This window comes from Streptomyces sp. NPDC053474, from assembly GCF_044544845.1.
In the GTDB taxonomy this organism is placed as follows: Bacteria; Actinomycetota; Actinomycetes; order Streptomycetales; family Streptomycetaceae; genus Streptomyces.
Genome location: NZ_JBITXV010000006.1, coordinates 305,342 through 330,523, shown reverse-complemented (window position 1 = coordinate 330,523; position 25,182 = coordinate 305,342). Strand labels below are relative to the sequence as shown.

General features: G+C 74.4%; 21 protein-coding genes and 1 riboswitch. Of the genes, 14 read left to right on the top strand and 7 right to left on the bottom strand.

What is annotated here, in order from left to right; genetic code table 11:
- Nucleotides 1-52: 52 nt before the first annotated feature.
- Nucleotides 53-1,645 (bottom strand): M81 family metallopeptidase, encoded by a 1,593-nt coding sequence (locus ACIG3E_RS16810; RefSeq protein WP_399616363.1) that lies wholly within the window; start codon nt 1,643-1,645, stop codon nt 53-55.
- Nucleotides 1,642-2,862: an ROK family protein gene (locus ACIG3E_RS16805; protein WP_399616362.1), complete on the bottom strand. Its 1,221-nt coding sequence runs from the start codon at nt 2,860-2,862 to the stop codon at nt 1,642-1,644. The genes ACIG3E_RS16810 and ACIG3E_RS16805 overlap by 4 nt, the downstream gene beginning before the upstream one ends.
- A gap of 226 nt (nt 2,863-3,088) precedes the next feature.
- Between ACIG3E_RS16805 and ACIG3E_RS16800 the strand changes: the two genes are divergently transcribed.
- The 10 genes from ACIG3E_RS16800 to ACIG3E_RS16755 all read left to right on the top strand — a co-directional run bounded on the left by ACIG3E_RS16800 (nt 3,089) and on the right by ACIG3E_RS16755 (nt 14,584).
- Complete coding sequence (locus ACIG3E_RS16800) at nt 3,089-4,927, top strand: peptide ABC transporter substrate-binding protein (protein WP_399616360.1); 1,839 nt, start codon at nt 3,089-3,091, stop codon at nt 4,925-4,927.
- Nucleotides 4,924-5,874 carry an ABC transporter permease gene (locus ACIG3E_RS16795; RefSeq protein ID WP_399616358.1) on the top strand — a complete coding sequence of 317 codons (951 nt, stop codon included), beginning with the start codon at nt 4,924-4,926 and terminating at the stop codon, nt 5,872-5,874. The genes ACIG3E_RS16800 and ACIG3E_RS16795 overlap by 4 nt, the downstream gene beginning before the upstream one ends.
- Nucleotides 5,871-6,788, top strand: coding sequence for an ABC transporter permease (locus ACIG3E_RS16790; RefSeq protein WP_399616356.1), 918 nt, complete (start codon nt 5,871-5,873; stop codon nt 6,786-6,788). The genes ACIG3E_RS16795 and ACIG3E_RS16790 overlap by 4 nt, the downstream gene beginning before the upstream one ends.
- A gap of 12 nt (nt 6,789-6,800) precedes the next feature.
- Nucleotides 6,801-8,873 carry a dipeptide ABC transporter ATP-binding protein gene (locus ACIG3E_RS16785; RefSeq protein ID WP_399616354.1) on the top strand — a complete coding sequence of 691 codons (2,073 nt, stop codon included), beginning with the start codon at nt 6,801-6,803 and terminating at the stop codon, nt 8,871-8,873.
- On the top strand, nt 8,870-9,832 hold the full coding sequence (gene mmuM / locus ACIG3E_RS16780) for a homocysteine S-methyltransferase (RefSeq protein ID WP_399616352.1): 963 nt from the start codon (nt 8,870-8,872) through the stop codon (nt 9,830-9,832). Before ACIG3E_RS16785 ends, mmuM begins: the two co-directional genes overlap by 4 nt.
- A gap of 147 nt (nt 9,833-9,979) precedes the next feature.
- Entirely contained in the window at nt 9,980-11,065 is a 1,086-nt protein-coding gene (locus ACIG3E_RS16775; RefSeq protein WP_399616350.1) for a WD40/YVTN/BNR-like repeat-containing protein, read from the top strand.
- Nucleotides 11,066-11,106: 41 nt separating this feature from the next.
- Nucleotides 11,107-11,598, top strand: a complete 492-nt coding sequence (locus ACIG3E_RS16770; RefSeq protein WP_399616349.1) for a methyltransferase family protein — start codon at nt 11,107-11,109, stop codon at nt 11,596-11,598.
- Nucleotides 11,599-11,711: 113 nt separating this feature from the next.
- Entirely contained in the window at nt 11,712-12,389 is a 678-nt protein-coding gene (locus ACIG3E_RS16765) for a uracil-DNA glycosylase (protein WP_399616347.1), read from the top strand.
- Nucleotides 12,386-13,363 (top strand): N-acetylglucosamine kinase, encoded by a 978-nt coding sequence (locus tag ACIG3E_RS16760; protein ID WP_399616345.1) that lies wholly within the window; start codon nt 12,386-12,388, stop codon nt 13,361-13,363. The genes ACIG3E_RS16765 and ACIG3E_RS16760 overlap by 4 nt, the downstream gene beginning before the upstream one ends.
- A 291-nt stretch (nt 13,364-13,654) precedes the next feature.
- Complete coding sequence (locus ACIG3E_RS16755; RefSeq protein WP_399616343.1) at nt 13,655-14,584, top strand: sirohydrochlorin chelatase; 930 nt, start codon at nt 13,655-13,657, stop codon at nt 14,582-14,584.
- 89 nt (nt 14,585-14,673) lie between these two features.
- Here the strand turns inward: ACIG3E_RS16755 and ACIG3E_RS16750 are convergent, their stop codons facing one another.
- Complete coding sequence (locus tag ACIG3E_RS16750; protein WP_399616341.1) at nt 14,674-15,735, bottom strand: lactonase family protein; 1,062 nt, start codon at nt 15,733-15,735, stop codon at nt 14,674-14,676.
- A 283-nt stretch (nt 15,736-16,018) separates the two neighbouring features.
- Here ACIG3E_RS16750 and ACIG3E_RS16745 point away from each other — a divergent pair, with 283 nt between their 5' ends.
- Nucleotides 16,019-16,657: an HAD family acid phosphatase gene (locus tag ACIG3E_RS16745; RefSeq protein WP_399616339.1), complete on the top strand. Its 639-nt coding sequence runs from the start codon at nt 16,019-16,021 to the stop codon at nt 16,655-16,657.
- A gap of 60 nt (nt 16,658-16,717) precedes the next feature.
- Nucleotides 16,718-18,022: a phytase gene (locus ACIG3E_RS16740; RefSeq protein WP_399616337.1), complete on the top strand. Its 1,305-nt coding sequence runs from the start codon at nt 16,718-16,720 to the stop codon at nt 18,020-18,022.
- A gap of 34 nt (nt 18,023-18,056) precedes the next feature.
- Here ACIG3E_RS16740 and ACIG3E_RS16735 read toward each other — a convergent pair whose 3' ends face one another.
- Both ACIG3E_RS16735 and ACIG3E_RS16730 read right to left on the bottom strand, forming a co-directional pair.
- Nucleotides 18,057-19,565 carry an FUSC family protein gene (locus tag ACIG3E_RS16735; protein WP_399616335.1) on the bottom strand — a complete coding sequence of 503 codons (1,509 nt, stop codon included), beginning with the start codon at nt 19,563-19,565 and terminating at the stop codon, nt 18,057-18,059.
- A 212-nt stretch (nt 19,566-19,777) separates the two neighbouring features.
- Nucleotides 19,778-21,733 (bottom strand): APC family permease, encoded by a 1,956-nt coding sequence (locus ACIG3E_RS16730; RefSeq protein ID WP_399616333.1) that lies wholly within the window; start codon nt 21,731-21,733, stop codon nt 19,778-19,780.
- Between the two features lie 178 nt (nt 21,734-21,911).
- On the opposite strand from ACIG3E_RS16730, the gene ACIG3E_RS16725 reads away from it, so the two are divergent.
- Entirely contained in the window at nt 21,912-22,421 is a 510-nt protein-coding gene (locus tag ACIG3E_RS16725) for an Lrp/AsnC family transcriptional regulator (protein ID WP_399616330.1), read from the top strand.
- 44 nt (nt 22,422-22,465) lie between these two features.
- A complete protein-coding gene (locus tag ACIG3E_RS16720) occupies nt 22,466-23,149 on the top strand; it encodes an HAD family hydrolase (protein WP_399616328.1) in 684 nt (227 codons plus the stop codon).
- Between the two features lie 45 nt (nt 23,150-23,194).
- Here the strand turns inward: ACIG3E_RS16720 and ACIG3E_RS16715 are convergent, their stop codons facing one another.
- Both ACIG3E_RS16715 and tsaD read right to left on the bottom strand, forming a co-directional pair.
- Nucleotides 23,195-23,767: a GNAT family N-acetyltransferase gene (locus ACIG3E_RS16715; protein WP_399616326.1), complete on the bottom strand. Its 573-nt coding sequence runs from the start codon at nt 23,765-23,767 to the stop codon at nt 23,195-23,197.
- Nucleotides 23,767-24,831, bottom strand: coding sequence for a tRNA (adenosine(37)-N6)-threonylcarbamoyltransferase complex transferase subunit TsaD (tsaD, locus tag ACIG3E_RS16710; RefSeq protein WP_399616324.1), 1,065 nt, complete (start codon nt 24,829-24,831; stop codon nt 23,767-23,769). Before tsaD ends, ACIG3E_RS16715 begins: the two co-directional genes overlap by 1 nt.
- Nucleotides 24,832-24,956: 125 nt before the next feature.
- Nucleotides 24,957-25,174: riboswitch (cobalamin riboswitch) on the top strand.
- The last annotated feature ends 8 nt before the right edge of the window (nt 25,175-25,182 follow it).

Genomic DNA, 25,182 nt, shown 5'->3' with positions numbered 1-25,182 from the left:
TCGTACGGGGCGACGCTCAAGGTTCTCAGGGTGCTCTGGGTGCTCTGGATTCTCAGGGGGCAAGTGGCGGCAGCGTGGCCGCCGTCAGGTCGGGGCCCGCGCCGTCCTCGTACGCGTCCTCGTCGAAGGGGTACAGGGGCCGCTCGACGCGGTGGTGGCCGAGCCGTTCGAGGTCCTGGTCGACGCCGCCGGGGGTGAGGGCGAGGAGCCAGTCGGCGGCCATGTCGTACAGCTCCGGCTCCAGGTAGCCGATCTTCACGACGACCAGGTCGTAGGTCCTCGGGTCGATCCCGAGGCCGCCCTCGGCAGGGCCGAGGAAGTCGGCGAGGGTGTGGAAGGGCTTGCGGCGTGCGACGAGGATCAGCGTGAGCCCGCCGACGCGGACCGCCGCCATGTCGACGCCGCGGTCGTAGGCGCCGCCCTCGGCCCGGTCCTTCTGGTCGGTCGCGCGCTGCAACGCCTCGACGGTGCCGGTGAGTTCGTACGGTCCGCCGTGGCCCGTGTCGACCTTTCCGCCCACGGACAGCGTCACCTCGGCGCCGACGCCCGCCGCGAAGCACTCGGCGACGGCGACGGGGTCGGTGATGCCGGGGTGCACGGCGGTGACGCGCCCGGAGCGGATCGCGTCATGGGCCAGGAGCCGGGCCAGCATGTACGCGAGGTCGCCCGCGCCGCCCGCAGTGGGGTTGTCACCGGAGTCGCTGATGAAGAAGGGCCGCCTGGCGGAGGCCACCGCCTTCTCGACGCACTCGTCGGCGCTGCCGGTCGGCCCGACGAAGACGAAGTCGCGGCGCGCCGCCCAGTAGCGGCGCGCGAGCCCCTCGGCCTCGGCGGCGGCCCGCCCCGCGTCGTCGCCGGTGACCACGACGGCGGCCCGGCAGCGCGGCTCGTCGGCCCAGGCATAGCCCACCCACAGCGCGGCGTCGAGGATGCCGGGCAGCTTCTCGATGTCGGCGAGCGAGGCGTACAGGGACTTGGCGGGCTCCATGCGCGTGCTGGTCTTCTCGCCCGGAAGGAGCACCGGCACCTGCACCCACGCCCGGTGCGGCCGCCTGCCCTCGCGCAGGCAGCGCACCAGGTTGCGGGCGGCGCGCTCGCGGGTCTCCCAGGCGTCCTCGTGCGGGGCCAGGCGGTGCGCGGTGAGCAGGTCGACGGGGTCGGCGAAGCGCCGCGAGACGTTGCCGTGCAGGTCCATGGCGGCGGAGATCATGGGGCGGCCGGTGCCGTCCGGGGTGCCCACGAAGTCGAGGGCCGCGCGCACCGCCTCGGTCAGGTCGGCCTCGGCGTCGGTGAGGCCGACGACGCTCATGGCACCGTGGATGTCGTACACGAGGCCGTCGAGCGGGCCAGCACGGCGGACGCGGGTGACGAGTTCGTCCTTGAGGGTCAGATACGACGCGGCTTCCACGGGGCCGCCGGGCAGGGACGTGGCGTGCAGGAGCGGCACCCACTCGACGGGGCCGCCGAGGCGGGCGAGGTCGCTGTCCGGGCGGGTCCAGGCGTAGCGGTCGAGCAGCTCCTGGCCTCGGGTCTGGCGGAAGTCGTCGGTGGTGGAGCGGTGCGGGCAGAACGTGGAGGCCTCGATGCCGATGCCGCCGATGCCGATGCGCAGCGGGCGGCCGGTGACGGACTCGGTCCTTGTCATGTGCGGGCGCTCTCTTCCTGACGGGGGGCGGACCGCTCGCGCGGGGCGGCGCCGGGCTCCTGGGCGGGCGCGGTCGGCAGCTCGGTGCGCAGGGCGGTGAGGCCCGCGCCGAGCAGCCCCGCGTCCGGTCCTGTCACCGTGGTGGTGATCTCCAAATCCGCCGTGGCGAGCGGCAGACAGCGTTCGTAGAGGACCCCGCGCACGGCGGCGACCAGCGGCTCGGCGGTGGCGAGCACGCCGCCGAGGGCCACGGCCTGCGGGTTGAAGAAGTTCACGACGACGGACAGGACCGTGCCGATGTGGCGGCCCGCGGTGCGCACCAGGGTGGTGGCCCGGGGGTCGCCGTCGGCGACGAGCCTCAGGAGTTCGCTGGTGGACGCCACCTCGACGCCCTGCGCGGCGAGTTCGCGGATCAGCGCGGCGCCGCTGGCGACGGTCTCCAGGCAGCCGATGTTGCCGCAGCTGCACGGGCGCTCGCCCGCCGCCTCGACGCGGACGTGGCTGATGTCCCCGGCCGCGCCGCCCGCGCCGTCGTGCGGGCGGCCCGCCGCGATGACGCCGCTGCCGATGCCGCGGCCCGCCTTGACCACGACGAGGTGGTCGAGCGCGGGCCGGGCCACGCGGTGCTCGCCGACGGCCATCATCGTGGCGTCGTTCTCGACGGTCACGGGCAGGCCGAGGCGTTCGGCGAGCACCTCGCGCAGCGGGAAGCGGTGCCAGCCGGGCATCCGTGAGGGGCTGAGAACACAGCCCTCGCCCGGCCGGACGGGGCCGGGGAAGGCGACGCCGAGGGCGCGCACGGCACGGCCCGCCGCGCGCTCGCGGGCGGCGAGGTCGGCCACGCGCTCGCACAGCCAGTCGACGACCGGCTCGGGCCCGGCCGTGATGTCGTGCGGCAGGTCCACGGGGTCGAGGACGCGGCCGCCGAGGTCGACGGCGCCGAGCCGGGCGTGGTGGCTGCCGAGGTCGGCGGCGAGCGCGACCCCGCCCTGGGTGCGCACCCGCAGGAGCCTCGGGCGGCGCCCGCCCCGGGAGGCCCCCTCACCGGACTCGGTGAGCACTCCGGCGGCCACCAGCTCCTGCACGCGCAGCGAGACCGTGGACGGCGCGAGGCCCAGCTCCCGTACGAGAGCGGCCCGTGACGTGGCCGCGCCCGACGACACCAGATGCACGATGTGCTGCGCCGATCCGGGCTCGCCGTGTGCGCCGCTTGCCATATCGCCCCCGTACGTTCGGCGAGTTGTTTCGTACACCGACTGAACACTAGGGCGCAACAAAGGAAGTTGACCAGCACTTCGAAGAAACAGCCGCCCCTGTCCGGGCTTTTCGCAGCCTTTGCCGAACGAAGCTCTTGACTTGCTTTTCACCCCGGGCCTAGCGTGCGGCCCTCCCACCGCTCACACGTGCGGATCCGGTCCCGGCAGCTCCTGGAGGCCCCGAACGATGCGTGCACTCAAGGCGGCCGTGGCCGCGGGCCTGACGCTCGCGGCCCTCACCGGCTGCACCCGCGACGGCGCCCGCGTCGACATGGGCCCGACCGGCGGCACCCCGGTCGAGGGCGGCACCGCGACGATGGCCCTGCCCCCGGCCGCGACGCCCAACTGGATCTTCCCGATCGGCGCGCCCGGCTACGGCGCCTCGTACAACTACGGCATCCAGAGCCTGCTCTTCATGCCGGTGTACGAGGCCGTGCAGGACCGGCGCAAGGGCGAACTGACCACGCACGGGCCGAGCACCCTGGGCCTGGAACCGACGTACAGCGACGGCAACAGGACCGTCACCGTGCCGCTGCGCAAGGGCGTGAAGTGGTCCGACGGCACGCCGGTGACGGCCCGCGACCTGGAGTTCTGGTTCCACCTCGTCCGAGCCAACAAGGCCTCCTGGGGCAACTACTCGGTCGGCACGATGCCCGACAACGTCAAGCGGTTCGAGACGCTCGACCAGCACACCGTGCGGCTGCGCCTGAGCCGCGCCTACAACCCGGACTGGTTCACCGCCAACCAGCTCACGCTGATGCGGGCGCTGCCCCAGCACGCCTGGAGCGCCACCACCGACGGCGGCACCATCGGCGACTTCGACCGGACGGCCAAGGGCGCCAAGGCGGTCTTCGCCCGGCTCACCCGGCACGCCAAGCGCCTCGGCACCTACGGCAGCGACCCGCTGTGGAAGACCGTCAACGGGCCCTGGCGGCTCGCGGGCTGGCGCGACAACGGCCAGGTCACCCTCGTGCCGAACGAGAAGTTCACCGGCCCGCGGTCCCAGCGGCCGCACCTGGACAAGGTGGTCTTCAAGCCCTTCACCACCGCCGACTCCGAGTACAACGTGCTGCGCTCCGGAGGCGTCGACTACGGCTACATCCCGCCCTCGGTGATGGCGCAGAAGGAGAAGTTCGAGGACCGGGGCTACCGCGTCGACCCCTGGGAGGGCTGGGCGGCCACGTACATCGTCTACAACTTCAACTCCACGCACGCGGGCCCGCTGCTGCGCCAGCTCTACGTGCGCCAGGCCATGCAGCACCTGGTCGACCAGAGGGCGATGAGCGAGGTCATCTGGCAGGGCAGCGCCACCCCGACGCTCGGCCCGGTGCCGGTGACGCCGAAGAGCCAGTACCTCTCGCCCGCCATGGAGCGCAACCGGTACCCGTTCTCCGTGGCCAAGGCCAAGGCACTCCTCGAGGCCCACGGCTGGCGCGCGGACGGCGGCACCGCGCGCTGCGCGCGCCCCGGCACGGGCCCCGAAGCGTGCGGCGCGGGCATCGCGAAAGGCGCGCCCCTGAAGCTGACGCTCCTGTCCCAGTCCGGCTCCACCGAGACGACGAACATGATGCAGGAGCTCAAGTCGTCCCTGTCCAAGGCGGGCATCGAGCTGACGGTGCGCCAGCAGCCGCTCAACTCCGTCCTCGGCAACTCCGTTCCGTGCACGGCGAAGGACCCCGGCTGCGACTGGGACATGTCCTTCTTCGGCACGGCGGGCAGCTGGTACTACCCGCTCAACCCCAGCGGCGAGCAGCTGTTCTCCACGGGGGCGTCCGCCAACTTCGGCAACTACAGCGACGAGCGGGCCGACCGCGTCATCCGCGCCGTGCAGTACGCGCCGGACATGAAGGCCGTGCACGCCTACGGCGAGTACCTCGCCGAGCAACTCCCCGTCATGTGGATGCCCAACCCCGCGTACCAGGTGTCGGTGATCCGCAACGACCTGCGGGGCGTCGAGCAGAACCCGACGGTCACGTTCGCGCCGCAGGACTGGTACTACGTCAAGAAGAAGGAGGCCGACCAGTGACCGGCTTTCTGCTCAAGCGCTTCCTCCAGGCGCTCGTCGTGCTCTTCCTGGTGTCGGTCATCGTGTTCGTGCTCCTTCACCAGCTGCCCGGCGGCCCCGCACGCGCCATCCTCGGCCCCAAGGGCACGCCCCAGCAGATCCAGGACTTCAACCACCAGCAGGGCTACGACCGTTCGCTGCCCACGCAGTACGGCATGTACCTCAAGCGCCTGCTCACCGGCGACCTGGGCGACTCCTACAAGCTCAACTCGCCCGTCCTCGACCTGCTGAGGCAGCGGCTGCCCAAGACGCTGCTCCTGACGGTCCTCGCCACCGCGCTGGCCGTCGTCATCGCGATCCCGCTGGGCCTGCTCCAGGCGGTGCGGCGCGGCAAGGCGTCCGACTACGCGCTCACCGCTCTGGCGTTCCTGCTGTACGCCACGCCCGTGTTCTTCCTCGGCCTCGTCATGATCATCGTGTTCACGCAGGTCCTGCCGGTCCTCCCGGCGGAGGCGCCGCAGGGCGAGTCGGTCGGCGACCTGCTCGGGGACGTCACCGGACTCGTGCTCCCGGTGGTGACGATGGCGTTCGGCATCGTGGCGATGTTCAGCCGCTACATGCGCTCGGCGGTCCTCGACCACCTCAGCGAGGACTACGTCCGCACGGCCATGGCCAAGGGGCAGTCGAGCCGCCGCGTGCTCGTCCGGCACGTCCTGCGCAACGCGCTGATCCCGCTGGCCACCCTCCTCGGCCTGTATCTGCCGACGCTGTTCAGCGGCGCCCTCGTCGTCGAGTCGATGTTCAACTACCCGGGCATGGGGCTGCTGTTCTGGAACGCCGCCCAGGGCTCGGACTTCCCCGTGCTGCTCGGCGTGACGCTCGTCGTCGGCATCGCCACCGTCGTCGGCTCCCTGCTCACCGACGTCCTGTACGCCGTCCTCGACCCCCGGATTCGGAGCGTGGCATGACCACCACGACGGCCCCGGTCCCGGCTCCCGGTACCGCTCCGGGCAACGAGGACGCCGCGCTCGCGACGCCCTCGCTCGCCCGCCGCACCCTGCGCGTCTTCACCGGCAACAAGCTCGCCCTGACGGGCGTGGTCCTCCTGGCCCTGCTCCTCGCTTTCAGCTACCTCGGCCCGCTCCTGTACGACACCGAGCAGGTCCACACCGACCTGTCGCAGGCCAACCTCTCCCCCGGCACCGACGGGCACCTGCTCGGCACCACCGACCTGGGCTACGACATGGTGGGACGGCTGATGGTGGCCGGGCGGACCTCGCTGGAGATCGGCCTCGCGGCGGGGCTCCTCGCGACGCTCCTCGGGACCGTGTACGGGGCGGTGTCCGGCTACTTCGGCGGCTGGGTGGACGCCGCCCTGATGCGGATCACGGACGCGGCGCTCGCCATCCCCGCGATGTTCCTGCTCGTCGTGGTCGCCGCGATCATCACGCCGAGCAAGGGCGTGCTCGTCCTCATCATCGCCGCCGTCGCCTGGCTGTCCCCGGCCCGCCTGGTGCGCGGCGAGGCGCTTTCGCTGCGCGATCGGGAGTACGTCCAGGCCATGCGGATGATGGGCGGCGGTGGCGCGCGGGCGGTCGTCAAGCACATCGTGCCGAACGCGGTCGGCACCGTCATCGTCAACTGCACGTTCCAGATCGCCGACGCCATCCTCTACGTCAGCTATCTGGCGTTCCTCGGTCTGAGCATCCCGCCGCCGTCGGCCGACTGGGGCTCGATGCTGTCCGCCGGGATCACGTACACGCAGAACGGCTACTGGTGGCTGATCTTCCCGCCGGGCATCGCGATCGTGCTGGTCGTCGCCGCGTTCAACTTCATCGGTGACGGGCTGCGGGACGCCTTCGACGTACGGCTGCGGAAGTAGGGACGAAGCGACATGGCTCACGACACCTCCGCGCCTCGGTCCACGGCCGAGCCGCTGCTGCGCATCGAGGACCTGTGCGTCGACATCGAGGCGCGCGACCGCACCGTGCACGCCCTCGACGGCGTCTCGCTCGACCTCGCGCCCGGCGAATCCCTGGGCATCGTCGGGGAGTCGGGCTGCGGGAAGACCATGACCGCGCTGAGCGTCGTCGGGCTGCTGCCGCCCGGTGGCCGCGTCACCGGCGGGCGCGTCCTGTTCGCGGGCCGGGACCTGGCGGCCGCGCCCGCGCCGGTGCTCCAGGACGTACGCGGGGACAGCATCGGGATGATCTTCCAGGACCCGCTGACCTCGCTCAACCCCACGATGACGATCGGCGCGCAGGTCGCCGAGCCGCTGCTCCTGCACCGCCCGGGCATCGGCCGCAGGCAGGCCTGGACACGCGCCGAGGAGATGCTGGGCCTCGTCGGCATGCCCCAGCCGTCGGAGCGCATGAAGGCCTATCCCCACCAGCTGTCCGGCGGCATGCGCCAGCGCGTGGCGATCGCCATGGCCCTGGTGTGCGAGCCCCGGCTGCTGATCGCCGACGAGCCGACGACGGCGCTCGACGTGACCACACAGGCCCAGATCCTGGAGCTGGTCGACGACCTGCGGCGCACGCTCGGCATGGCGATGATCCTCGTCACCCACGACCTGGGCGTCATCGCGAGCCGCGTGGACCGCGTCGCGGTGATGTACGCGGGCCAGGTCGCCGAACAGTCCGACGTACGGGGCCTGTTCGCGCGTCCGCGCCACCGCTACACCGAGGCGCTGTTCGCGGCCCTGCCCGAGCGCGCCGCGGGCAGCGGCACGCGGCTGCACACCATCCCCGGCCTGCCGCCGAGCCTGACGACCCGGCCGCGGGGCTGCCGGTTCGCGCCGCGCTGCGCCTTCGCGACGGACCTGTGCCACACCCGCGCACCGGAGCCGGTGGACGACGAACTCCAGGGCCTTGAGCACCGGTTCGCCTGCTTCCACCCCGTACCGTACGACGAGGAGGCGCCCGCGACGGAACTCCTCCCACCGCCCCCGGCCGTGGCCGTGGAGCCGGGGGGCGTCCTCCTCGAACTCGACGCACTCACCAAGGAGTTCCCGCTGCCCGGGGGCCCGTTCGCCCGGCGCCGGGGCACGCTCAGCGCGGTCGGCGGCGTCTGCCTGACCGTCCGCAGGGGCGAGACGTACGGCGTGGTCGGCGAGTCCGGGTGCGGCAAGACGACGCTCGGCCGGATCGTCGCGGGCCTGGAGGAGCCGACGGCGGGCACGGTCCGCTTCGACGGCCGGGACCTCGCCGCCCTGTCCCGCGCCGAGCGGCGCGCGCACCGGCGCCGCGTCCAGCTGATGTTCCAGGACTCCACGGCCGCGATGGACCCGCGCATGCGCGTCGGCGAGATCCTGCGCGAGCCGCTCGTCATCCAGCGCGTCGGCGGCCGCGCCGACCGGGAGGAGCTGGTGGGCGCGCTCCTCGACGCGGTCGGCCTGCCGCGCGGCGCCGTGCACCGCTACCCGCACGAGTTCTCCGGCGGCCAGCGCCAGCGCCTCGGCCTCGCCCGGGCGCTCACGCTCTCCCCCGACCTGGTCGTCGCCGACGAGCCGGTCTCGGCCCTCGACGTCTCCGTGCAGGCGCAGATCCTCAACCTGATGCGGGACCTCCAGCACGAGCGCGGCCTGACGTACCTGTTCATCTCCCACGACCTGGCGGTGATCCGCCACCTCGCCGACACCGTCGGCGTCATGTACCTGGGCAAGCTGGTGGAGTCGGGGCCCGCTCAGCGCGTGTACGCCCACCCCTTGCACCCCTACACCCGCGGCCTGCTCGACACCGTCGACGTCCCTGGTCCGGGGGCCGCCACGGCCGCGCGCTCCCCGCTGACCGGCGAGACCCCGTCGGCGGCGAAGCCCCCGTCCGGCTGCCGCTTCCGCACCCGCTGCCCGCTCGCCCAGGACGTCTGTGCGACCACGGAGCCGCCGGTCACCACGCCGAACGGCGCGGGCCATCAGGTCGCCTGTCACTTCCCTCTGACCGCTCCTCGGCTAGCGTCGACCGTATGAACGAAGCAGTGAGTACGGGGGCGGGTGCGGGGGGCGGTCCGACGAGCCTGGCGGCGGCCCTCGCGCGCGGCCCGCTGGTGCTCGACGGTGGCCTGTCCAACCAGCTGGCCGCCGCCGGGCACGACCTGTCCGACGACCTGTGGTCGGCGCGGCTGCTCGCCGAGCGCCCGGACGCGGTGCGGGCGGCGCACCGCGCGTACTACGAGGCGGGCGCGGACGTCGTGATCACCGCGAGCTACCAGGCCACCTTCGAGGGCTTCGCGCGGCACGGCATCGACGCCGTCAGCACGGCCGAGCTGCTCCGCCTGAGCGTGACGCTGGCCCGCGAGGCCGCGGCCCTCACCGGCGCGCGCCGCCCGCTGTGGGTCGCCGCGTCGGCGGGGCCCTACGGCGCGATGCTCGCCGACGGCTCGGAGTACCGCGGCGGCTACGGCCTGAGCGTGGCCGACCTGGAGCGCTTCCACCGGCCCCGTCTGGAGGTGCTCGCCGACGCCGCGCCGGACATCTTGGCCCTGGAGACGGTCCCGGACACCGACGAGGCCCGCGCGCTGCTCCGCGCGGCCCGCGGCCTCGGCGTGCCCGCCTGGCTCTCCTACAGCGTCTCCGGCACCCGCACGCGGGCGGGCCAGCCCCTGGCCGAGGCCTTCGCCCTGGCCGCGGACGCCGACGAGGTCCTGGCCGTGGGCGTCAACTGCTGCGACCCGCGTGACGCGGACGCGGCCGTGACCCTGGCCGCCCGCGTCACCGGCAAGCCGGTGGTGGTCTACCCCAACTCCGGCGAGACCTGGGACGCCCGCACCCGCTCCTGGCAGGGCCCCTCCCGCTTCACCGCCGCCCAGGTGTCACGGTGGCGTGAGGCGGGGGCGCGGCTGATCGGCGGCTGCTGCCGGGTGGGCCCGGAGGCGATCGCGGAGGTGGCCGAGAAGCTGCGCGGGCCCGTCGGCGGAGCCGACGCCTGAGGCCGGGCGCCCGACGCGGTACGGAACCGGAAGGACCCGGGAAGAACCGCTCTGACCTGCGCCGACACGCTGTCCAGGGGAGATTGTCAGTGCCCGGGTGCAGACTGAGCCCTACCTGAGACAACGACGTCCGGAAAGGTGCGAGGCATGGCTGACGTCCTGCTCACCATCGGCACCCGCAAAGGCCTCTTCATCGCCCGCCGCTCCGCCGGCACGTGGCGGTTCGACGAGGCGCCGTACTTCAACGCCCAGGCGATCTACGCGATCGCCATCGACACCCGCGCCCCCGCGCCCCGCCTCCTGGTCGGCGGCGACAGCTCCCACTGGGGCCCGTCGGTGTTCCACTCCGACGACCTGGGCCGCACCTGGACCGAGCCGTCGCAGCCCGCGGTGAAGTTCCCCCGGGACACCGGCGCCTCCCTGGAGCGGGTGTGGCAGCTGCACCCGGCCGCCGCGGAGCCCGACGTGGTGTACGCGGGCACGGAGCCCGCCGCGCTGTACCGCTCGGAGGACCGCGGCGAGAGCTTCTCCCTGGTCCGCCCGCTGTGGGAGCATCCGACGCGCTCGCAGTGGCAGCCGGGGGGCGGCGGCGAGGGCCTGCACACCATCCTGACGGACGCCCGCGACAAGGACGCGGTGACGGTCGCGGTGTCAGCGGCGGGCGTCTTCCGCACCCGGGACGGCGGCGCGAGCTGGGACCCGGCGAACTCGGGCGTCTCCGCGGTCTTCCTGCCGGACCCGAACCCGGAGTTCGGCCAGTGCGTCCACAAGGTGACGAAGGACGCCGTCGACCCCGACCGGCTCTATCTGCAGAACCACTGGGGGGTGTACCGCAGCGACGACGCGGGCACCCACTGGACCGACATCGGCGAGGGCCTGCCGTCGGACTTCGGCTTCGCGGCGGTCGCGCACCCGCACCGCGCCGACACCGCGTACGTCTTCCCGATCACCGCCGACGCGGACCGGGTCCCGGCCGACCACCGCTGTCGCGTCTACCGCACCCAGGACGCGGGCAAGAGCTGGGAGCCGCTGAGCGAGGGCCTGCCCCGGGGCGACCACTACGGCACGGTGCTGCGCGACGCCCTGTGCACCGACGGCGCGGACCCGGCGGGCCTGTACTTCGGCAACCGCAACGGCGAGGTGTACGCGTCGGCGGACGACGGCGACACCTGGCAGGAACTCATCACCCATCTGCCGGACGTGCTCTGTGTGCGCGCCGCCGTGCTCGCGTGACGGGGGCTCCCCGCGGCCGGTGAGGCGCGCATACTGGCGCCATGCGCAAGTCCGCGGCGGCGATGGGCAGTTCGGTGTTCCTGGCGCTCGCCCCTGGCACCGTGGCCGTCCTGGTGCCGTGGTGGCTGACGCGGTGGCAGGCCGGTCACTGGTGGCTGCCGGTGCGGGTGCTCGGCGGGGTCGCGCTCGCGGCCGGGGCGGTGGTGCTCGTGCACGCCTTCGCGCGGTTCGTGACCGAGGGCCTCGGCACCCCGGCACCGGTGGCACCGACCGAGCACCTGGTCGTGGGCGGCCTGTACCGGCACGTGCGCAACCCCATGTACGTCGCGGTGGTGACCACCATCGCCGGGCAGGGCCTGCTCCTGGCCCGGCCGGTCCTGCTGGGCTACGCGCTGGTCGCGGGCGCGGTCATGGGCGCCTTCGCCCGGTGGTACGAGGAGCCTGCCCTGCTGCGCGCCCACGGCACCCAGTACGCGCGCTACCGCGAGGCCGTCCCCGGCTGGCTGCCCCGGCCGCGGCCCTGGCGCGGCTGACAGCGACAGCCCTGCCGGGCCCGGCGCCCCGGGGCCCCACGCCCCGGCCCCCGGCGGAGAGGGCGGGCCGTCGGGTGAACGGCCCCGCGTGTACGGCAGTAGAGTGACGCTCCGTGGCACCACGACCCTTGCATGAAATCGTCGAAGCCGGCTGGGCCAAGGCCCTGGAGCCGGTGGCCGAACAGATCGCCTCCATGGGTGACTTCCTGCGCGCCGAGATCAGCGCGGGACGCACCTATCTGCCCTCCGGGGCGAACGTGCTGCGCGCCTTCCAGCAGCCGTTCGACGAGGTGCGCGTCCTGATCGTCGGCCAGGATCCCTATCCCACCCCCGGGCACGCGGTGGGCCTGTCGTTCTCGGTGGCGCCCGACGTCAGACCGCTGCCCGGCAGTCTGATCAACATCTATCGGGAGCTGAGCACCGACCTGGGTCTGCCCCAGCCGTCCAACGGCGATCTGACGCCGTGGACCCAGCAGGGCGTACTGCTGCTCAACAGGGCCCTCACCACGGCCCCCCGCAAGCCGGGCGCGCACCGCGGCAAGGGCTGGGAGGACGTCACCGAGCAGGCCATCCGGGCCCTCGCGGCGCGCGGCCGTCCGCTGGTGTCGATCCTGTGGGGCCGGGACGCGCGCAATCTGCGGCCGCTGCTCGGCCAGCTGCCCTCGGTGGAGTCCTCGCACCCGTCGCCGATGTCGGCGGACCGGGGCTTCTTCGGCTCGCGCCCCTTCAGCCGGGCCAACGACCTGCTGGTGCGGCAGGGCGCGCAGCCGGTGGACTGGCGGCTGCCGTGACGGTCGTCCTCGGCGTGGACTCGGGCGGCTCCGGCCTGCGCGCGGCGCTCGGCGTCGCGGACGGGGCCCGCCGCCCGGCACCGAGGAGCTCCAAGGAGCCGGTGCGGACGGGACCGCGCGGCATCGACGCCGCGCACCTCCTCGCCCAACTGGAGCCGATGGCCAGGGAGTTGCTGGCCGAGGCGGGCGACGGGGCGCGCCTGACGGCCGTGGCGGTGGGCGCGGCCGGGATGGCGTCGCTCGGCGACGAGCTGCGCGACCGGCTGCCGTCCGCGCTCGCGGAGCTGTTCGGGGTGCGCCGGGTGGCGCTCGCCGCGGACGCCGTCACCGCGTACGCGGGTGCGCTGGGCCAGCGGCCCGGCGCGGTCGTCGCCGCGGGCACCGGGCTGATCGCGACGGGCACGGACCTGACGGCGTGGCGGCGCGCGGACGGCTGGGGCCATCTGCTCGGCGACTGCGGCGGCGGGGCGTGGATCGGGCGGGCGGGCCTGGAGGCGGCCCTGAGGTCCTTCGACGGGCGGCGCGGGGGTTCGGCCGCGCTGCGGGCACGCGCCGAGGCGCGGTTCGGCGCTCCCCTGTCCGGGCTGCCGGGGCTGCTGTATCCGCGGCCGGACCGGCCCGCGGTGCTCGCCTCGTTCGCCCCCGACGTGGGCCGGTGCGCGGCACAGGGAGACCCGGTGGCCGTCGGCGTGCTGCGCGCGGCGGCCGGGCACATCGCCGACGCCGCGGCCGCGGCGTGCCCGGCCTCCGGGGACTGCGAAGTCGCCCTCACGGGCGGCCTGCTGAAGCTCGGCGACGCCCTCCTGGCCCCTCTGGAGGCGGAACTGACGGAGCGTCTTCCGCACGCCCGTCGCGTCCCCGCCGCGGGCGACCCGCTCGACGGCGCCGTCCGCATCGCCACCGACCTCGCCCAGGACACCCTCAAGCTGCCGCACGATCCTCGGCTGTTGCGGGTGACGACGACGCTTCCGTGACGGCGTGTCCGTGCACGGCATGTATGTGACGCCGGGTGCGCGACGGTGGGGCCGCGAGGACGCGTACAGGGCGGCGAGCCCGTCTCGTACGTGCCCGGCAACGAAGCTCGCGCGCGGCCCGCCGACCGCGGCCGCGCACCGGACGCGCGTCAACCGGAAGGGTGACTTCCGAACTAGCGGAACGCCAACGTCCGCTCTCTCCGGCATATCGGTACGACAAAGCGGACTAATGCCTCTGACCTGCACCCTCCCCGAACAGGGAGGCCCCACAAACCAGTAGCATGCGGCGCCATGAGCTCCCCCACTGGGCCCGCATCCGGCCTGCCTGTACGAATGCCGCGCCCCCGTCAGCCGGGTCGGCACCGACGCCCGGAGCCCGTCGCGGCTCCCGAGGGCGCGCCCGCGCTCGTCCTCGCCGTCCCCGGCGTCCCCAGCGCCACCGCGCGCGGCCTCGCCGAGGAGGTCGCCAGCATCGCGCGCTCCGAGCTGCCCGGCCTGGACGTGCGGATCGGCTACGTCGACGGGGAGGACACCGGCTCGGCCGAGTTCCCCACCCTCCGGGCCGTGCTCGCGCACACCGCGGCCCAGCGCGTCGCCCGGTACGAGCAGGCGCTGGCCGCCGGGGTCGAGGCCAAGGAGCCCGAGGGCGCCGACGCCGTCGTCGTCCCGCTGCTCGCGGGCCCCGACGGCGCGCTGATGCACCGCGTCCGGCAGGCCGTGGCGGACAGCCGCGCCGCCGCCGAGCTGACCGACGTGCTCGGCCCGCACCCGCTGCTCGCCGAGGCCCTGCACGTGCGCCTGTCCGAGGCCGGTCTGGCCCGCGCCGACCGCGCCCGCCTCTTCACGGTGGCCACCGCGGCGGACGGCATCGTCCTGGCCACGGTCGGCGGCGAGGAGGCCGTGCAGGCCGCCGGGATCACCGGCATGCTGCTCGCGGCGCGGCTCGCGGTGCCGGTGATGGCCGCGGCCCTGGACGTGGAGGGCTCCGTGGCGGCCACCGCACAGCAGCTGCGCGGCGCGGGTTCGGCTCAGCTCGCGCTCGCCCCGTACCTGATCGGGCCCGAGGTCGACGCGCGCCTGCTCGACGCGGCGGCGCAGGACGCGGGCTGCGCCGTGGCCGGGGCGCTCGGCGCCTACCCGGCGATCGGCAAGCTGGCCCTGTCGCAGTACACCACGGCGCTGGGCATCGCCCCGCGGCCGTCGGGCGCGCCGGTGCGCTGACCGGCCACGCTCCGCGATGCCGATGGGCCCGCACCCCGTGACGGGGGTGGCGGGCCCATCGGCGTCGCGCGGCCCGGCCGCGGGCGGCCTCAGCCGAAGACCACGCAGGAGGCGGCGGGGACGGCCACCGCGCCCGCGCGCCGCGGCAGCCCGGTGTCCGGGTCGACGGCGAACCAGGTGACGTCGCCGGAGCGCTCGTTGGCCGCGTACAGGAAGCGTCCGGAGGGGTGCAGGGCCAGGTCGCGGGGCCAGTGGCCGTCGCACGGGACGGTGGCGGTGAGCCGCGGGGTGTCGCCCCGCGGGTCGAGGGCGAAGACGGACAGGACGTCCTCGCCGCGCGTGGCCGTCCACAGGAAGCGGCCGTCGGGGGCGACGACGATCGCGGAGGGGTAGGCGTCGCCGTCCGGGGCCCCGGCGAGGACCGGCGTCTCGCTCAGCGGCTTCAGGCCGCCGTCGGCGGCGTCCCAGGCGCAGACGGTGAGGGTCGGCGCGAGTTCGTTGAGGACGTACGCGCGCTCGCCGCGCGGGTGGAAGGCCAGGTGGCGCGGGCCCGAGCCGGGCCGGAGCGCGACCTCGCGGTGCAGGGTGAGCCGCCCGTCGCCGCCGAGGGCGCACACGCGCACGGAGTCGGTGCCGAGGTCGACGCTCACCACCCAGCAGCCGCTCGGGTCGGCGAGGACCTGGTGGGCGTGCGGGACCTGCTGGCGCTGCGGATGGGGCCCCGAGCCCTCGTGGCGCAGGACGGCCGCCGGGGCGGGGGCGAGGCTTCCGTCGGCGTGGACGGGGACGGCGGTGAGGCTGCCGGAGCCGTAGTTGGCGGCGATGAGGTGGCCGTCGTGCAGCGTGAGGTGCGTGGGCGCGTCGCCCTGTACGGGGACGGGCCTGGCGAGCAGTTCGGGGCGGTCCCCGGATCCTCCCGAGCCGCCGGAGACGCGGAAGGCGGCGAGGGCGCCGTCGGAGGTCTCGCTCACCGCGTACAGGGTGTCCGCGCCGGGCGCGAGCGCGAGGTAGGAGGGGTCGGGCACCGCGTCCGTGGCCGCGAGCACGGTCAGTGCCCCGCTGTCGGGGTCGACCGCCGCGCTGACGACGCCGGGCCCGCCCGCCGCCGTGAAGGACCCGACGTACGCCCGCCGTACCTGCCTGCCGCCCACTGCTCGCCCCTCTCCGCGCCGGTGTCGCACCTCGTGCCCACCGGGACGCGTTCCCCAGCCGTCACGTGCCGAGTGGCACGCGTGGGGCCGACGGTAGCAGCTGGTCTGGACCAATAGGGGGCGGACCGCACCCTGGCCGCCAGGAATCCTCTACCAGTCGGTAACCAGAAGTCCGCCTGCCCTCCATCCCTCCCCGTGACCATGACATCCGCGGCGCACGGCGCCGCGCCGAACACCACGGACATGTCGAGTACCAGAGAACAACAGCAGAGGGGAAACCGGAATGGGACGACGCGGTGTGCGTCAGCGGATCGGTACGGCAGCGGTGGTCGTGGCGGTGGGCCTGGGGGCGACGGCGACGACCGCCGCCTCGGCGCACGCGGCGCCGAGCGCTCCCGTCGGCGCGGTGGCGGCCAAGGCGGCCGACGTCGACTACGCGACCTGGCAGCGGGACGTGCGTGCCGTCGTCGACCGGGCCCTGCCGTATGTGAGGCAGCGCACCGCGGACGCCGCCGGGCAGAAGCTCGCGGTCGTCTTCGACATCGACAACACCACCCTGGAGACGGACTTCCACCCCTGGTGGCAGCTGCCCACCCCGGCCGTGCAGCCCTCCCTCGAACTCGCCGAGTACGCCGCGTCGCGCGGGGTCTCCGTGTTCTTCGTGACCGCGCGGCCCGGCATCGTCAAGAGCGTCACCCAGGCCAACCTGACGACGCGGGGCTACCCCGTCAACGGCCTCTACGTGCGCGCGCTGCCCGACCTCTTCGGCGAGGTCAGCGCCTACAAGACGCGCAGCCGCGCCGACATCGAGGCCAAGGGCTACACGATCATCGCGAACGTCGGCAACCGCGAGTCCGACCTCGTGGGCGGCCACGCGGAGCGGACGTTCAAGCTCCCCGACTACGACGGGAAGCTGTCCTGACGCCCGCACCGCGCCCCGCCCCGCCGCCCCCCCGAGCCGAAGGAACCCGAGGAACCCCTCGTGGACATCTCCAGCACAACCCGCGCCGCGTCCGCCGCTCTGGCCCTGGCCCTCGCCGCCCTCACGGCGCTGACCGCGGCGCCCGCCGCGGGAGCCCGCGCCGCGCTGCCCGGGATCACGCCGCGCGCCGAGACCCCCGCCCTGTACGACGACGAGGCGGGCGGCAACGCCGACGCCGACGACCCGGCCATCTGGCGCAACCCGGCCGACCCGGCGCGCAGCCTCGTCATCGCCACCGCCAAGGAGGGCGGCCTGCGGGTCTACGACCTGGGCGCCCGCGAGGTGCAGTCGGTCCCCGCGCCCGCCGCGCCGGGCCCCGGCGACGCGCCCGGCCGCTTCAACAACGTCGACCTGGTGCACGGGCTCGGCCTCCCGTCGGGCCGCGCCGACGTCGCGGTGACCAGTGACCGGGGCAGCGACCGGCTGCGGATCTACCGCGTCGACCGCGACCGCCCCGGGGGTCCGCTCACCGACGTCACCGACCCGGCCGCGCCCCGCGTGTTCTCCGCGTCCCAGGCCGAGGCGAACGAGCAGCGCACCGCGTATGGCCTCGCGACCTGGACCGACCGCGCCACGGGCCGTTCGTACGCCGTGGTGAGCCGGCGCGAGCGCACCGCGCTCGCGCTGCTCGAACTGACCCCGGCGCCGGGCGGCAAGGTGGGCTACCGCAAGGTCCGCACCCTCGCCCTGCCCGCCTCCTTCCGCCTGCCGGACGGCTCGTCCTGGTCCCCGTGCGCCGAGCCGGGCGAGGGGCCGCAGGTCGAGGGCATGGTGGTCGACCCCGCGACCGGCACCCTCTTCGCGGGCCAGGAGGACGTCGGCATCTGGCGGCTGCGCGCCGACCTGACCGGCACGCCCCGGCTCCAGGAGAAGGTGCGCGAGTACGGCGTCCCGGGCTCGTACGACGAGCAGACCGAGGAGTGCGTGGCGGGGGCCGACCCCGGCTACGGCGGCAAGCGCCTCTCGGCGGACGTCGAGGGCCTCACGCTGGTCACCGAGCGCGACGGCGACGGCCATCTGCTGGCCTCCAGCCAGGGCGACGACACCTTCGCCGCCTTCGACCGCGAGGCGTCCGACGGCCACGCGTACGAGGGCGGCTTCCGGGTCACGGCGGGGCCCGGCGGCCTCGACGGCTCCGAGGAGTGCGACGGGGCGGCCGTGCTCAACGCGCCGCTGGGCCGCGCGTACCCCCGCGGCCTGCTGGTCGTCCAGGACGGCCACGCCGCCCCCGAGGACGGCGGGCGTGACGCCACCGGGTTCAAGTTCGTCGACCTCGGCGACGTCCTGGACGCGCTCGACTCCTGACCGGGCGCCGGGGACGGGCGCGGCGCGGGCGGGCTCAGCCGCCGCTCAGCCGCGCCCGTCCCGGGGCCTGCAGCGGCTCGGCGAGCTGCGCCAGGGCCTGCTCCAGGCCGTGCACGTGGGCGAGCGCGCCTTCCACGACCCCGGTGTGGGCCGGGGCCGCGGCGTCGGGCCTGCGCCCCGTCGCGGCCCCGGGCGCGGTCAGCGCCTCCACCGCGGCCTCCACGCGCCAGCACGCGGCGGTGAGGCGGTCGTCGTGCGAGGCCTCCGCGTCGGCGGCGATGGCCGCCAGGCCGCGGACCTCGCGCGCGCAGTCGTCCAGGAGGGCGAGCACCCGGCGCGCCCGCTCCTTGCGGGCGAGCAGCGGATTGAGCGGGTGCAGCAGCGGCGCGAGCGAGAGCCGCACCCGGCCGAGGAGCGCCTCGAGCTCGGCGACGTGCGGGGCCGGGTCGGCGTCCGCCGTGCCGCGCAGCCGGGCCGCGGCCTCGGCGGTGCAGGCGTGGACGCAGCGCAGCGCCCGCTGGATCCATCCGTCGGTGACGGCGTGGGTGGTGACGGGCAGCACCAGCAGGACCGCGAGCGCGGCGCCGAGGGCACCGACGGCGGTCTCGCCGACCCTGAGGACGAGCAGCGCCGGGTCGAGCACGCCGAGGAGGCCGTAGAGCATGCTCGCCATCACGGTGACCGCGAGCATCATCCACGTGTACGAGACGGCGGCGGTGTAGAAGATCCCGAAGACACAGACGGCGACGATCACGGCGGCGGCGACCGGCTGCGTGTGCAGCGGCACGGCCAGGACGAAGCCGAGCGCGATCCCGATCGCGGTGCCCAGGAACCGGCGGAAGCCGCGCACCAGCGTCTCGCCGCGCGAGGTGGTGTTCACGAACACCCACCAGGTGGCGCCGACCGCCCAGTACCAGCGCTCCTGGGACAGCAGCTGCCCCAGGGCGAGCGCGAAGGCCGCGCCCGCGGTGGCCTGGACCGCCTGCCGGGTGGTGGTCCGGGCGAGCCCGGTGGCCGCCAGGGGCGCGGGCACCGTCGCGGGCGGGAGGCCGCGTTCGTAGCACCACACGCCGAACCGGACGGCGGCGGCCGCGCACACGGACAACAGGATGGCCGCGAACAGCTCGGGGAGCTGGCCGGTGCGCGCGTGCAGGAACTGCGCGGCGAAGAACATCATGAACGCGAACACGCCGAGCGAGTGCCCGCGGGGCCCCCACCGGCGCGCGTACACGCCGAGGCCCGTGACGGCGAGGAACGCCGCGTCCCGCACCAGCGGGTAGTCGTGCAGCGTGGCCGCGAGAGCGAGCACGGGAAGGCCGACGACGGGCAGCAGCGCCGTGGTCCCGGCCTGGCCGCGCACCGTCGGGTCCAGGACCGTGAAGAGCGCGAGCAGCGCGGCGAGACCGCCGATGATGGCCGCGACGAGTGAGTGCCCGACCAGGCCGCACAGGGCCACGGCCGCTCCGATGCCGAGCACGGCCCGGCTCGCGCTGCGCAGGCGCAGCAGCCCCGGATCGGGCGCGACGAACGCTCTCTTCAGCACCAGCGTGTGTACTCCTTCCCGCACCTGCCCACATCCGCGCAGATACGCCCGCATGAAAAAGGCGCCGCGGAATCCGCAGCGCCATCGACGGGTACATCACATCATCAACAGGCCCGTTGGCTCAACCTGACCGTGATCCACTGAGCCATTGGCATACTTCGACGTCCTCATATTCCGCCGCGAACGGGCCATCGGGCCACCGTGTCCGCAGGTCAGCGGCGCTTGCCCCGCACCGGGACGGCGTATGGCAGTACCGTGACGGCCACCGACGGCAGGCCCTCCAGGGCGTGGGCGAGGTGTTCGCCGCCGCCGTGGTGCAGCAGCCTGCCGAGGGGGGTGCGGTAGGCCCGGTGCGGGATGAGCAGGGTCAGCGCCGTGTCGCCGTCGGCCGTCGTCGCGGCCGCGTGGTCGATCAGGGCCCGCTCCAGACGCCGGTCCTGGCAGTCCACGACCTCCAGCGGCACGTCCGTCGCCCCGCTCCGCGTCCAGCGCGCCGCGAGCCGCCGCGCGCGCGGCCCGTCGACGGCGACGTGCACGGCCCGCACCTCGTCCGGGCGGATCTCGTGGGCGTACCGCAGGGCCTGGAAGACGGCCGGGTCGAAGGCGTCGACCAGGATCTGCACCACGTGCCGCCGCCAGCGCGGCCGGTCGCTCTCCTCGGCGGGCGGCAGCGCCTCCAGGGCCTCCGCCTCGGCCCGGTACTCGCGGTTGATGCGGATGAGCACCCACACGCCGAGCGGGAAGACCACGACGACCAGCCAGGCGCCCTCGGTGAACTTGGTGACGGCGAAGACGAGCACGACGGCCGCCGACACCACGGCGGCGCTCGCGTTGACGGCGATCTTCCAGAGGCGGCCGCGTTCGCGTCGCCGCAGGTGGTAGGCCGTCAGTCCGGCGCCCGCCATGGTGAAGGCGGTGAACACCCCGATCGCGTAGAGCGCGACCAGCTTGTCCACGTTGGCGTTGGTCACGAGCAGCAGGGCCAGGGAGACCGCCGCCAGGCTGACGATGCCGTTGGAGAAGACCAGGCGGTGGCCGCGCCGGGTGAGCTGGCGGGGCAGGAAGCGGTCCTCGGCGACGAAGCTCGCCAGATGGGGGAAGCCGGTGAACGGCGTGTTCGCCCCGGTGTAGAGGATCAGGGCGGTGGCCAGCTGGACGAAGACCAGCCCCGCCGTCCCCACCCAGCCGCCGCCGAAGACGAGATGGGCCTCCTGCGCGATCACCGTGGGGGTGCCGTCGGTGTAGGGCAGCGCGTGGGTGAGGTGGGCGAGCCAGGAGATCCCGAGCACGAGGACGCCGAGCGCGCAGCTCATCGCGATCAGGGTGCGGCGGGCGTTGACGCCCTGGGGCTCGCGGAACACGGAGATGCCGTTGGAGATCGCTTCGAGCCCGGTGAGCGAGGAGCCGCCGTTGGCGAACGCGCGCAACACCATGAACACCGAGGCCCCGTACAGCCAGCCGTCGCCCGCCTCGCCCAGCGGCACCGCGCCCGTCGCGCGCACGTCGGCGTGCGGCAGCTCCCCGAGCGCCCAGCGGACCATCCCGACCAGGAGCATCAGGCCGACCGCCGCCATGAACAGGTACGCGGGTGCGGCGAAGACCCGTCCGGCCTCCTTGAGCCCGCGCAGATTGCCGTACGCGAGCAGCAAGATCACGCCGACGCTGAACGGCACCTGGAGGTGGTCGAGGCCGGTCCAGCCGTTGCCGACCAGGTGCGCCAGCGAGATCAGCGCGTTGGTGCCCGCCGACACCTGCACGGCGACCGTGACGACGTAGTCGACGAGCAGCGCGACGGCCGCGATCTGCGCGACGTCGGGCCCGAAGTTCTCCCGGGCCACGACGTACGAGCCGCCCGCCCGCGTGTAGATCATGACGACGTCGCAGTAGCACAGCGTCAGGAGCACCAGGATCAGCAGAATCGCCCCGGTCACCGGCATCAGCAGGGTGAAGGCGGCCACGCCGACGACGGGAACGAGGACGCGCAGTATCTCCTCGCTGCCGTACGCCGACGAGCTCACGCAGTCCGAGGCGAGCACGCCGAGCGCGGTGCCGTTGCCGAGCTTCTCCTTGCGGATGCGCGCGGTGACCAGAGGCGGGCCAAGGAGCATCCGCTTCAGGCGGTACGGGACGGGTTCCGGGACGCGTGCGGGGCGGTCGGTCGTGGCCATGGCTCCATGACACCGGTGCCCGGCGCGGAAGCCGAGGGGCCACCCCGGCCAAGAGCCGATCGGCCTACGGGCCCACGGGCGACGGCCCCGAGCACCCTGGTGCGCGGTGGCGCGGCTCGACTGGGCCATTGGTACAGTCGGCCGCGATCAATCCGCGTACCGAGGAGGCCACGGGCCCATGGCGGTCGACGAGCTGGACACCCGGATCCTGCGGCTGCTCCTGGAACAGCCGCGGACGAGCGTGCGGGAGTACGCGCGCGTGCTCGGCATCGCGCGCGGGACGCTCCAGGCCCGCCTCGACCGCATGGAGCGCGACGGGGTGATCACGGGCACGGGGCCCTTCCTGTCCCCCGCCGCCCTGGGCCACCCGGTCCTCGCCTTCGTGCACATCGAGGTCACGCAGGGGCATCTGGACGAGGTCGGGGACGCCCTGGCCGCCGTGCCGGAGATCATCGAGGCCTTCTCCATCACCGGCGGCGGCGATCTGCTGACCCGCGTCGCCGCCCGCGACAACGGGCACTTGGAGGACGTCATCCAGCGGCTGATCCAGCTGCCGGGCGTGGTGCGCACCCGTACGGAGATGGCGCTGCGCGAACGCGTGCCGCACCGGCTCCTGCCGCTCGTCGAGTCGGTGGGCCGGGCCACGGCCAAGGAGACGAGGGAAGCCCGCGAGCCCCGGGCGAGGTGACGGCGGCCACTTCGGCTTGATCACGTTCTTGGCATGCTGAGGGCATGAGCGCCCTGAACGACATCTCGGTCATCTTCGATCTCGACGGCACCCTCGTGGACAGCGAGCCCAACTACTTCGAAGCGGGACGGCAACTGCTCGCCGAGCAGGGGGTCACGGACTTCACCTGGCAGGACCACGAGCGGTACGTGGGCATCTCCACCCAGGAGACCCTGGCCGACTGGAAGCAGACCTACGGCCTGAGCACCCCGCTGCCCGAGCTGCTCGCGGACAAGAACCGGCGCTATCTGGAGCTGGCCCGCACGTCCACGCGCGTGTACCCGCGGATGGCGGAGTTCGTGGAGCTGCTGCACGAGGCGGGGGTGCCGATGGCGGTGGCCTCCGGTTCCTCGCGCGCCGCGATCGGGGCGATCCTGGAGGGCACGGGTCTGGACGCGTGGCTGAAGACGTATGTGTCGGCGGAGGAGGTCGCGCACGGCAAGCCCGCGCCGGACGTCTTCCTGGCCGCCGCGCAGCTGCTCGGCGCCGAGCCCGCGCGCTGCGTGGTCCTGGAGGACGCGGTGCCGGGCGCCCTGGCCGCCCGGGCCGCGGGCATGCGGTGTGTCGCGATCCCCTACGTTCCCGCGCAGGCGGACGACCCGGCGTTCGCCGCGGCGGAGTTCCTGGTGCGGGGCGGGCAGGCGGAGTTCTCGGCCAGGGCGGTGGTGGACTGGCTGGCGGGGCGCTAGCAGGGTGGCCATGCGCTCCAGGCGCATGGCGTACCCCGGGTGGGGCTACAGGGGCGGTAGGGCGGCGGTGCGCGCCGGGTGGTCGGGGCCGAGGAAGACGCCGGTGCCGTGGCCGCCGGGGGCGGGGTGGGTGACCTGCCGCCAGCCGAGCCGCCGGTAGAAGCGGACGGTGGCGTCGGCCCGCACGGACGTGAGCAGCCAGCAGCGGGCGTCGGGCGCGTCGCGCGTGACCGCTGCGAGGAGCGTACGGCCGAGTCCGCGCCCGTGCGCGCCGGGCGCGACGGCGAGTTCGTCGACCTCCAGGCCGCCGCACAGCCAGGCGGCGGCGCGCTCCGCGCCGAGCGCGGCGGTGACGCGCGGGTAGGAGCGGGTGCCGGGCAGCGGGGTGCTCGACGTCCAGGCCGTGGCGAAGCCGAGCACCCGCTCGCCGTTGAGGGCGACGGCGCCCGCGAAGCCGGGCCGGGCGGTGTCGGCCGCGAGGCGCGTCAGATAGCCGTCGGCCTCGGCGGGCTCCGCGTGCCAGGGCGGCTCGGCGAACGCGGCGGCGTAGACCGCGCGGATGCCCTCGCGGTGGGCGAGCAGGCCGGGGCCCGCGAGGCGGTGCACGACGGCGGCCATCAGGCGGCCCTCGCGACGCGGGCGGTGGGGTGCAGCGCGGCGTACTCCAGCGGCGCCGAGGGGTCGATGGACACGTCGAGGGGCGCGGGCTCGGCGCCCGCGCGCACCAGGAGGTCGCCCACGGCGGCGATCATCGCGCCGTTGTCGGTGCACAGGCCAAGGGGCGGGACGCGCAGGGTGATCCCCGCGGCCCGGCAGCGCTCCTCGGCGAGGGCCCGCACCCGGGAGTTGGCGGCGACGCCGCCGACGACCACGAGGGTGCCCACGCCGTGCGCGGTGCAGGCCGCGACCGCCTTGCGGGTCAGGACGTCGGCCACGGCCTCCTGGAGCGCGGCGGCCCCGTCGGCGACCGGCAGTTCGCCGCCCCGGTGGCGCTCGGCCCAGCGGGCCGCGGCGGTCTTCAGGCCGGAGAACGAGAAGGCGTACGGATCGTCGCGCGGCCCGGTCAGCGGGCGCGGGAAGGCCACCGCGTCCGGCGAGCCCGCGCGGGCCGCGCGGTCGACGGCGGGGCCGCCCGGGTAGGGCAGGCCGAAGACGCGGGCCACCTTGTCGAAGCACTCCCCCGCCGCGTCGTCCATGGTGTCGCCCAGGTGCGTGAGGGGGTCCCGGGCGAGGTCGCGCACGAGCAGCAGCGAGGTGTGGCCGCCGGAGACGATGAGGACCACGCACGGGTCGGGCAGCGGCCCGTGCTCCAGGGTGTCGGCGGCGACGTGCCCGGCCAGGTGGTGCACGCCGTACAGCGGTACGTCGAGCGCGTACGCGAGGCCCTTCGCCCCGGCGAGGCCGACCTGGAGGGCGCCGGAGAGCCCGGGACCGGTCGTCACGGCCACGGCGCCGATGTCGCCGAGCCGCAGCCCCGCCCGGTCGAGGGCGCGGCGGACCACCGGGTTCAGCGCGTGCACGTGGGCGCGGGCGGCGATCTCGGGGACGACGCCGCCGAAGCGGGCGTGCTCGTCCATGCTGGACGCGACGGCGTGCCCGAGCAGCCGCCCGCCGCGCACGAGACCCGCCCCGGTCTCGTCGCACGAAGACTCGATCCCCAGAACGATCCGAGGGGGTGCCATGCGTGTACTCCCGCTTCTTCCGCGTGCCGACCGATCCAGCTACTGCGCAGCCATAGTAATTGCAAACACTGTGCAATAAGCCGCGCCCGCCCTCTCCCCCCTCCCCTGGACAGGGGTTCATCACCTACGCTTGCGGCGCGACTGGTTCGTCCTGCCCGCCAGGCAGTGGCGTCGTAAGAGGGAACCCGGTGGGAATCCGGGACTGCCCCGCAGCGGTGAGTGGGAACGACCGCCGTCATACGCACTGGGTCCGGCACGGACCCGGGAAGCGACGGCCAGTAGGTGACCTCCTCGGAGGTCTCGCCCGCGAGTCCGAAGACCTGCCCGTTGCCCGTGCGCGCCCCGGCGTGC

Coding starts and splice junctions, on each gene's coding strand:
- tsaD (WP_399616324.1), bottom strand. CDS start 24,831: ATGGCACCCCCTCGGATCGTTCTGGGGATCGAGTCTTCGTGCGACGAG.
- ACIG3E_RS16725 (WP_399616330.1), top strand. CDS start 21,912: ATGGCGGTCGACGAGCTGGACACCCGGATCCTGCGGCTGCTCCTGGAA.
- ACIG3E_RS16715 (WP_399616326.1), bottom strand. CDS start 23,767: ATGGCCGCCGTCGTGCACCGCCTCGCGGGCCCCGGCCTGCTCGCCCAC.
- ACIG3E_RS16755 (WP_399616343.1), top strand. CDS start 13,655: ATGAGCTCCCCCACTGGGCCCGCATCCGGCCTGCCTGTACGAATGCCG.
- ACIG3E_RS16730 (WP_399616333.1), bottom strand. CDS start 21,733: ATGGCCACGACCGACCGCCCCGCACGCGTCCCGGAACCCGTCCCGTAC.
- ACIG3E_RS16720 (WP_399616328.1), top strand. CDS start 22,466: ATGAGCGCCCTGAACGACATCTCGGTCATCTTCGATCTCGACGGCACC.
- ACIG3E_RS16785 (WP_399616354.1), top strand. CDS start 6,801: ATGGCTCACGACACCTCCGCGCCTCGGTCCACGGCCGAGCCGCTGCTG.
- ACIG3E_RS16790 (WP_399616356.1), top strand. CDS start 5,871: ATGACCACCACGACGGCCCCGGTCCCGGCTCCCGGTACCGCTCCGGGC.
- mmuM (WP_399616352.1), top strand. CDS start 8,870: ATGAACGAAGCAGTGAGTACGGGGGCGGGTGCGGGGGGCGGTCCGACG.
- ACIG3E_RS16770 (WP_399616349.1), top strand. CDS start 11,107: ATGCGCAAGTCCGCGGCGGCGATGGGCAGTTCGGTGTTCCTGGCGCTC.
- ACIG3E_RS16805 (WP_399616362.1), bottom strand. CDS start 2,862: ATGGCAAGCGGCGCACACGGCGAGCCCGGATCGGCGCAGCACATCGTG.
- ACIG3E_RS16745 (WP_399616339.1), top strand. CDS start 16,019: ATGGGACGACGCGGTGTGCGTCAGCGGATCGGTACGGCAGCGGTGGTC.
- ACIG3E_RS16775 (WP_399616350.1), top strand. CDS start 9,980: ATGGCTGACGTCCTGCTCACCATCGGCACCCGCAAAGGCCTCTTCATC.
- ACIG3E_RS16810 (WP_399616363.1), bottom strand. CDS start 1,645: ATGACAAGGACCGAGTCCGTCACCGGCCGCCCGCTGCGCATCGGCATC.
- ACIG3E_RS16800 (WP_399616360.1), top strand. CDS start 3,089: ATGCGTGCACTCAAGGCGGCCGTGGCCGCGGGCCTGACGCTCGCGGCC.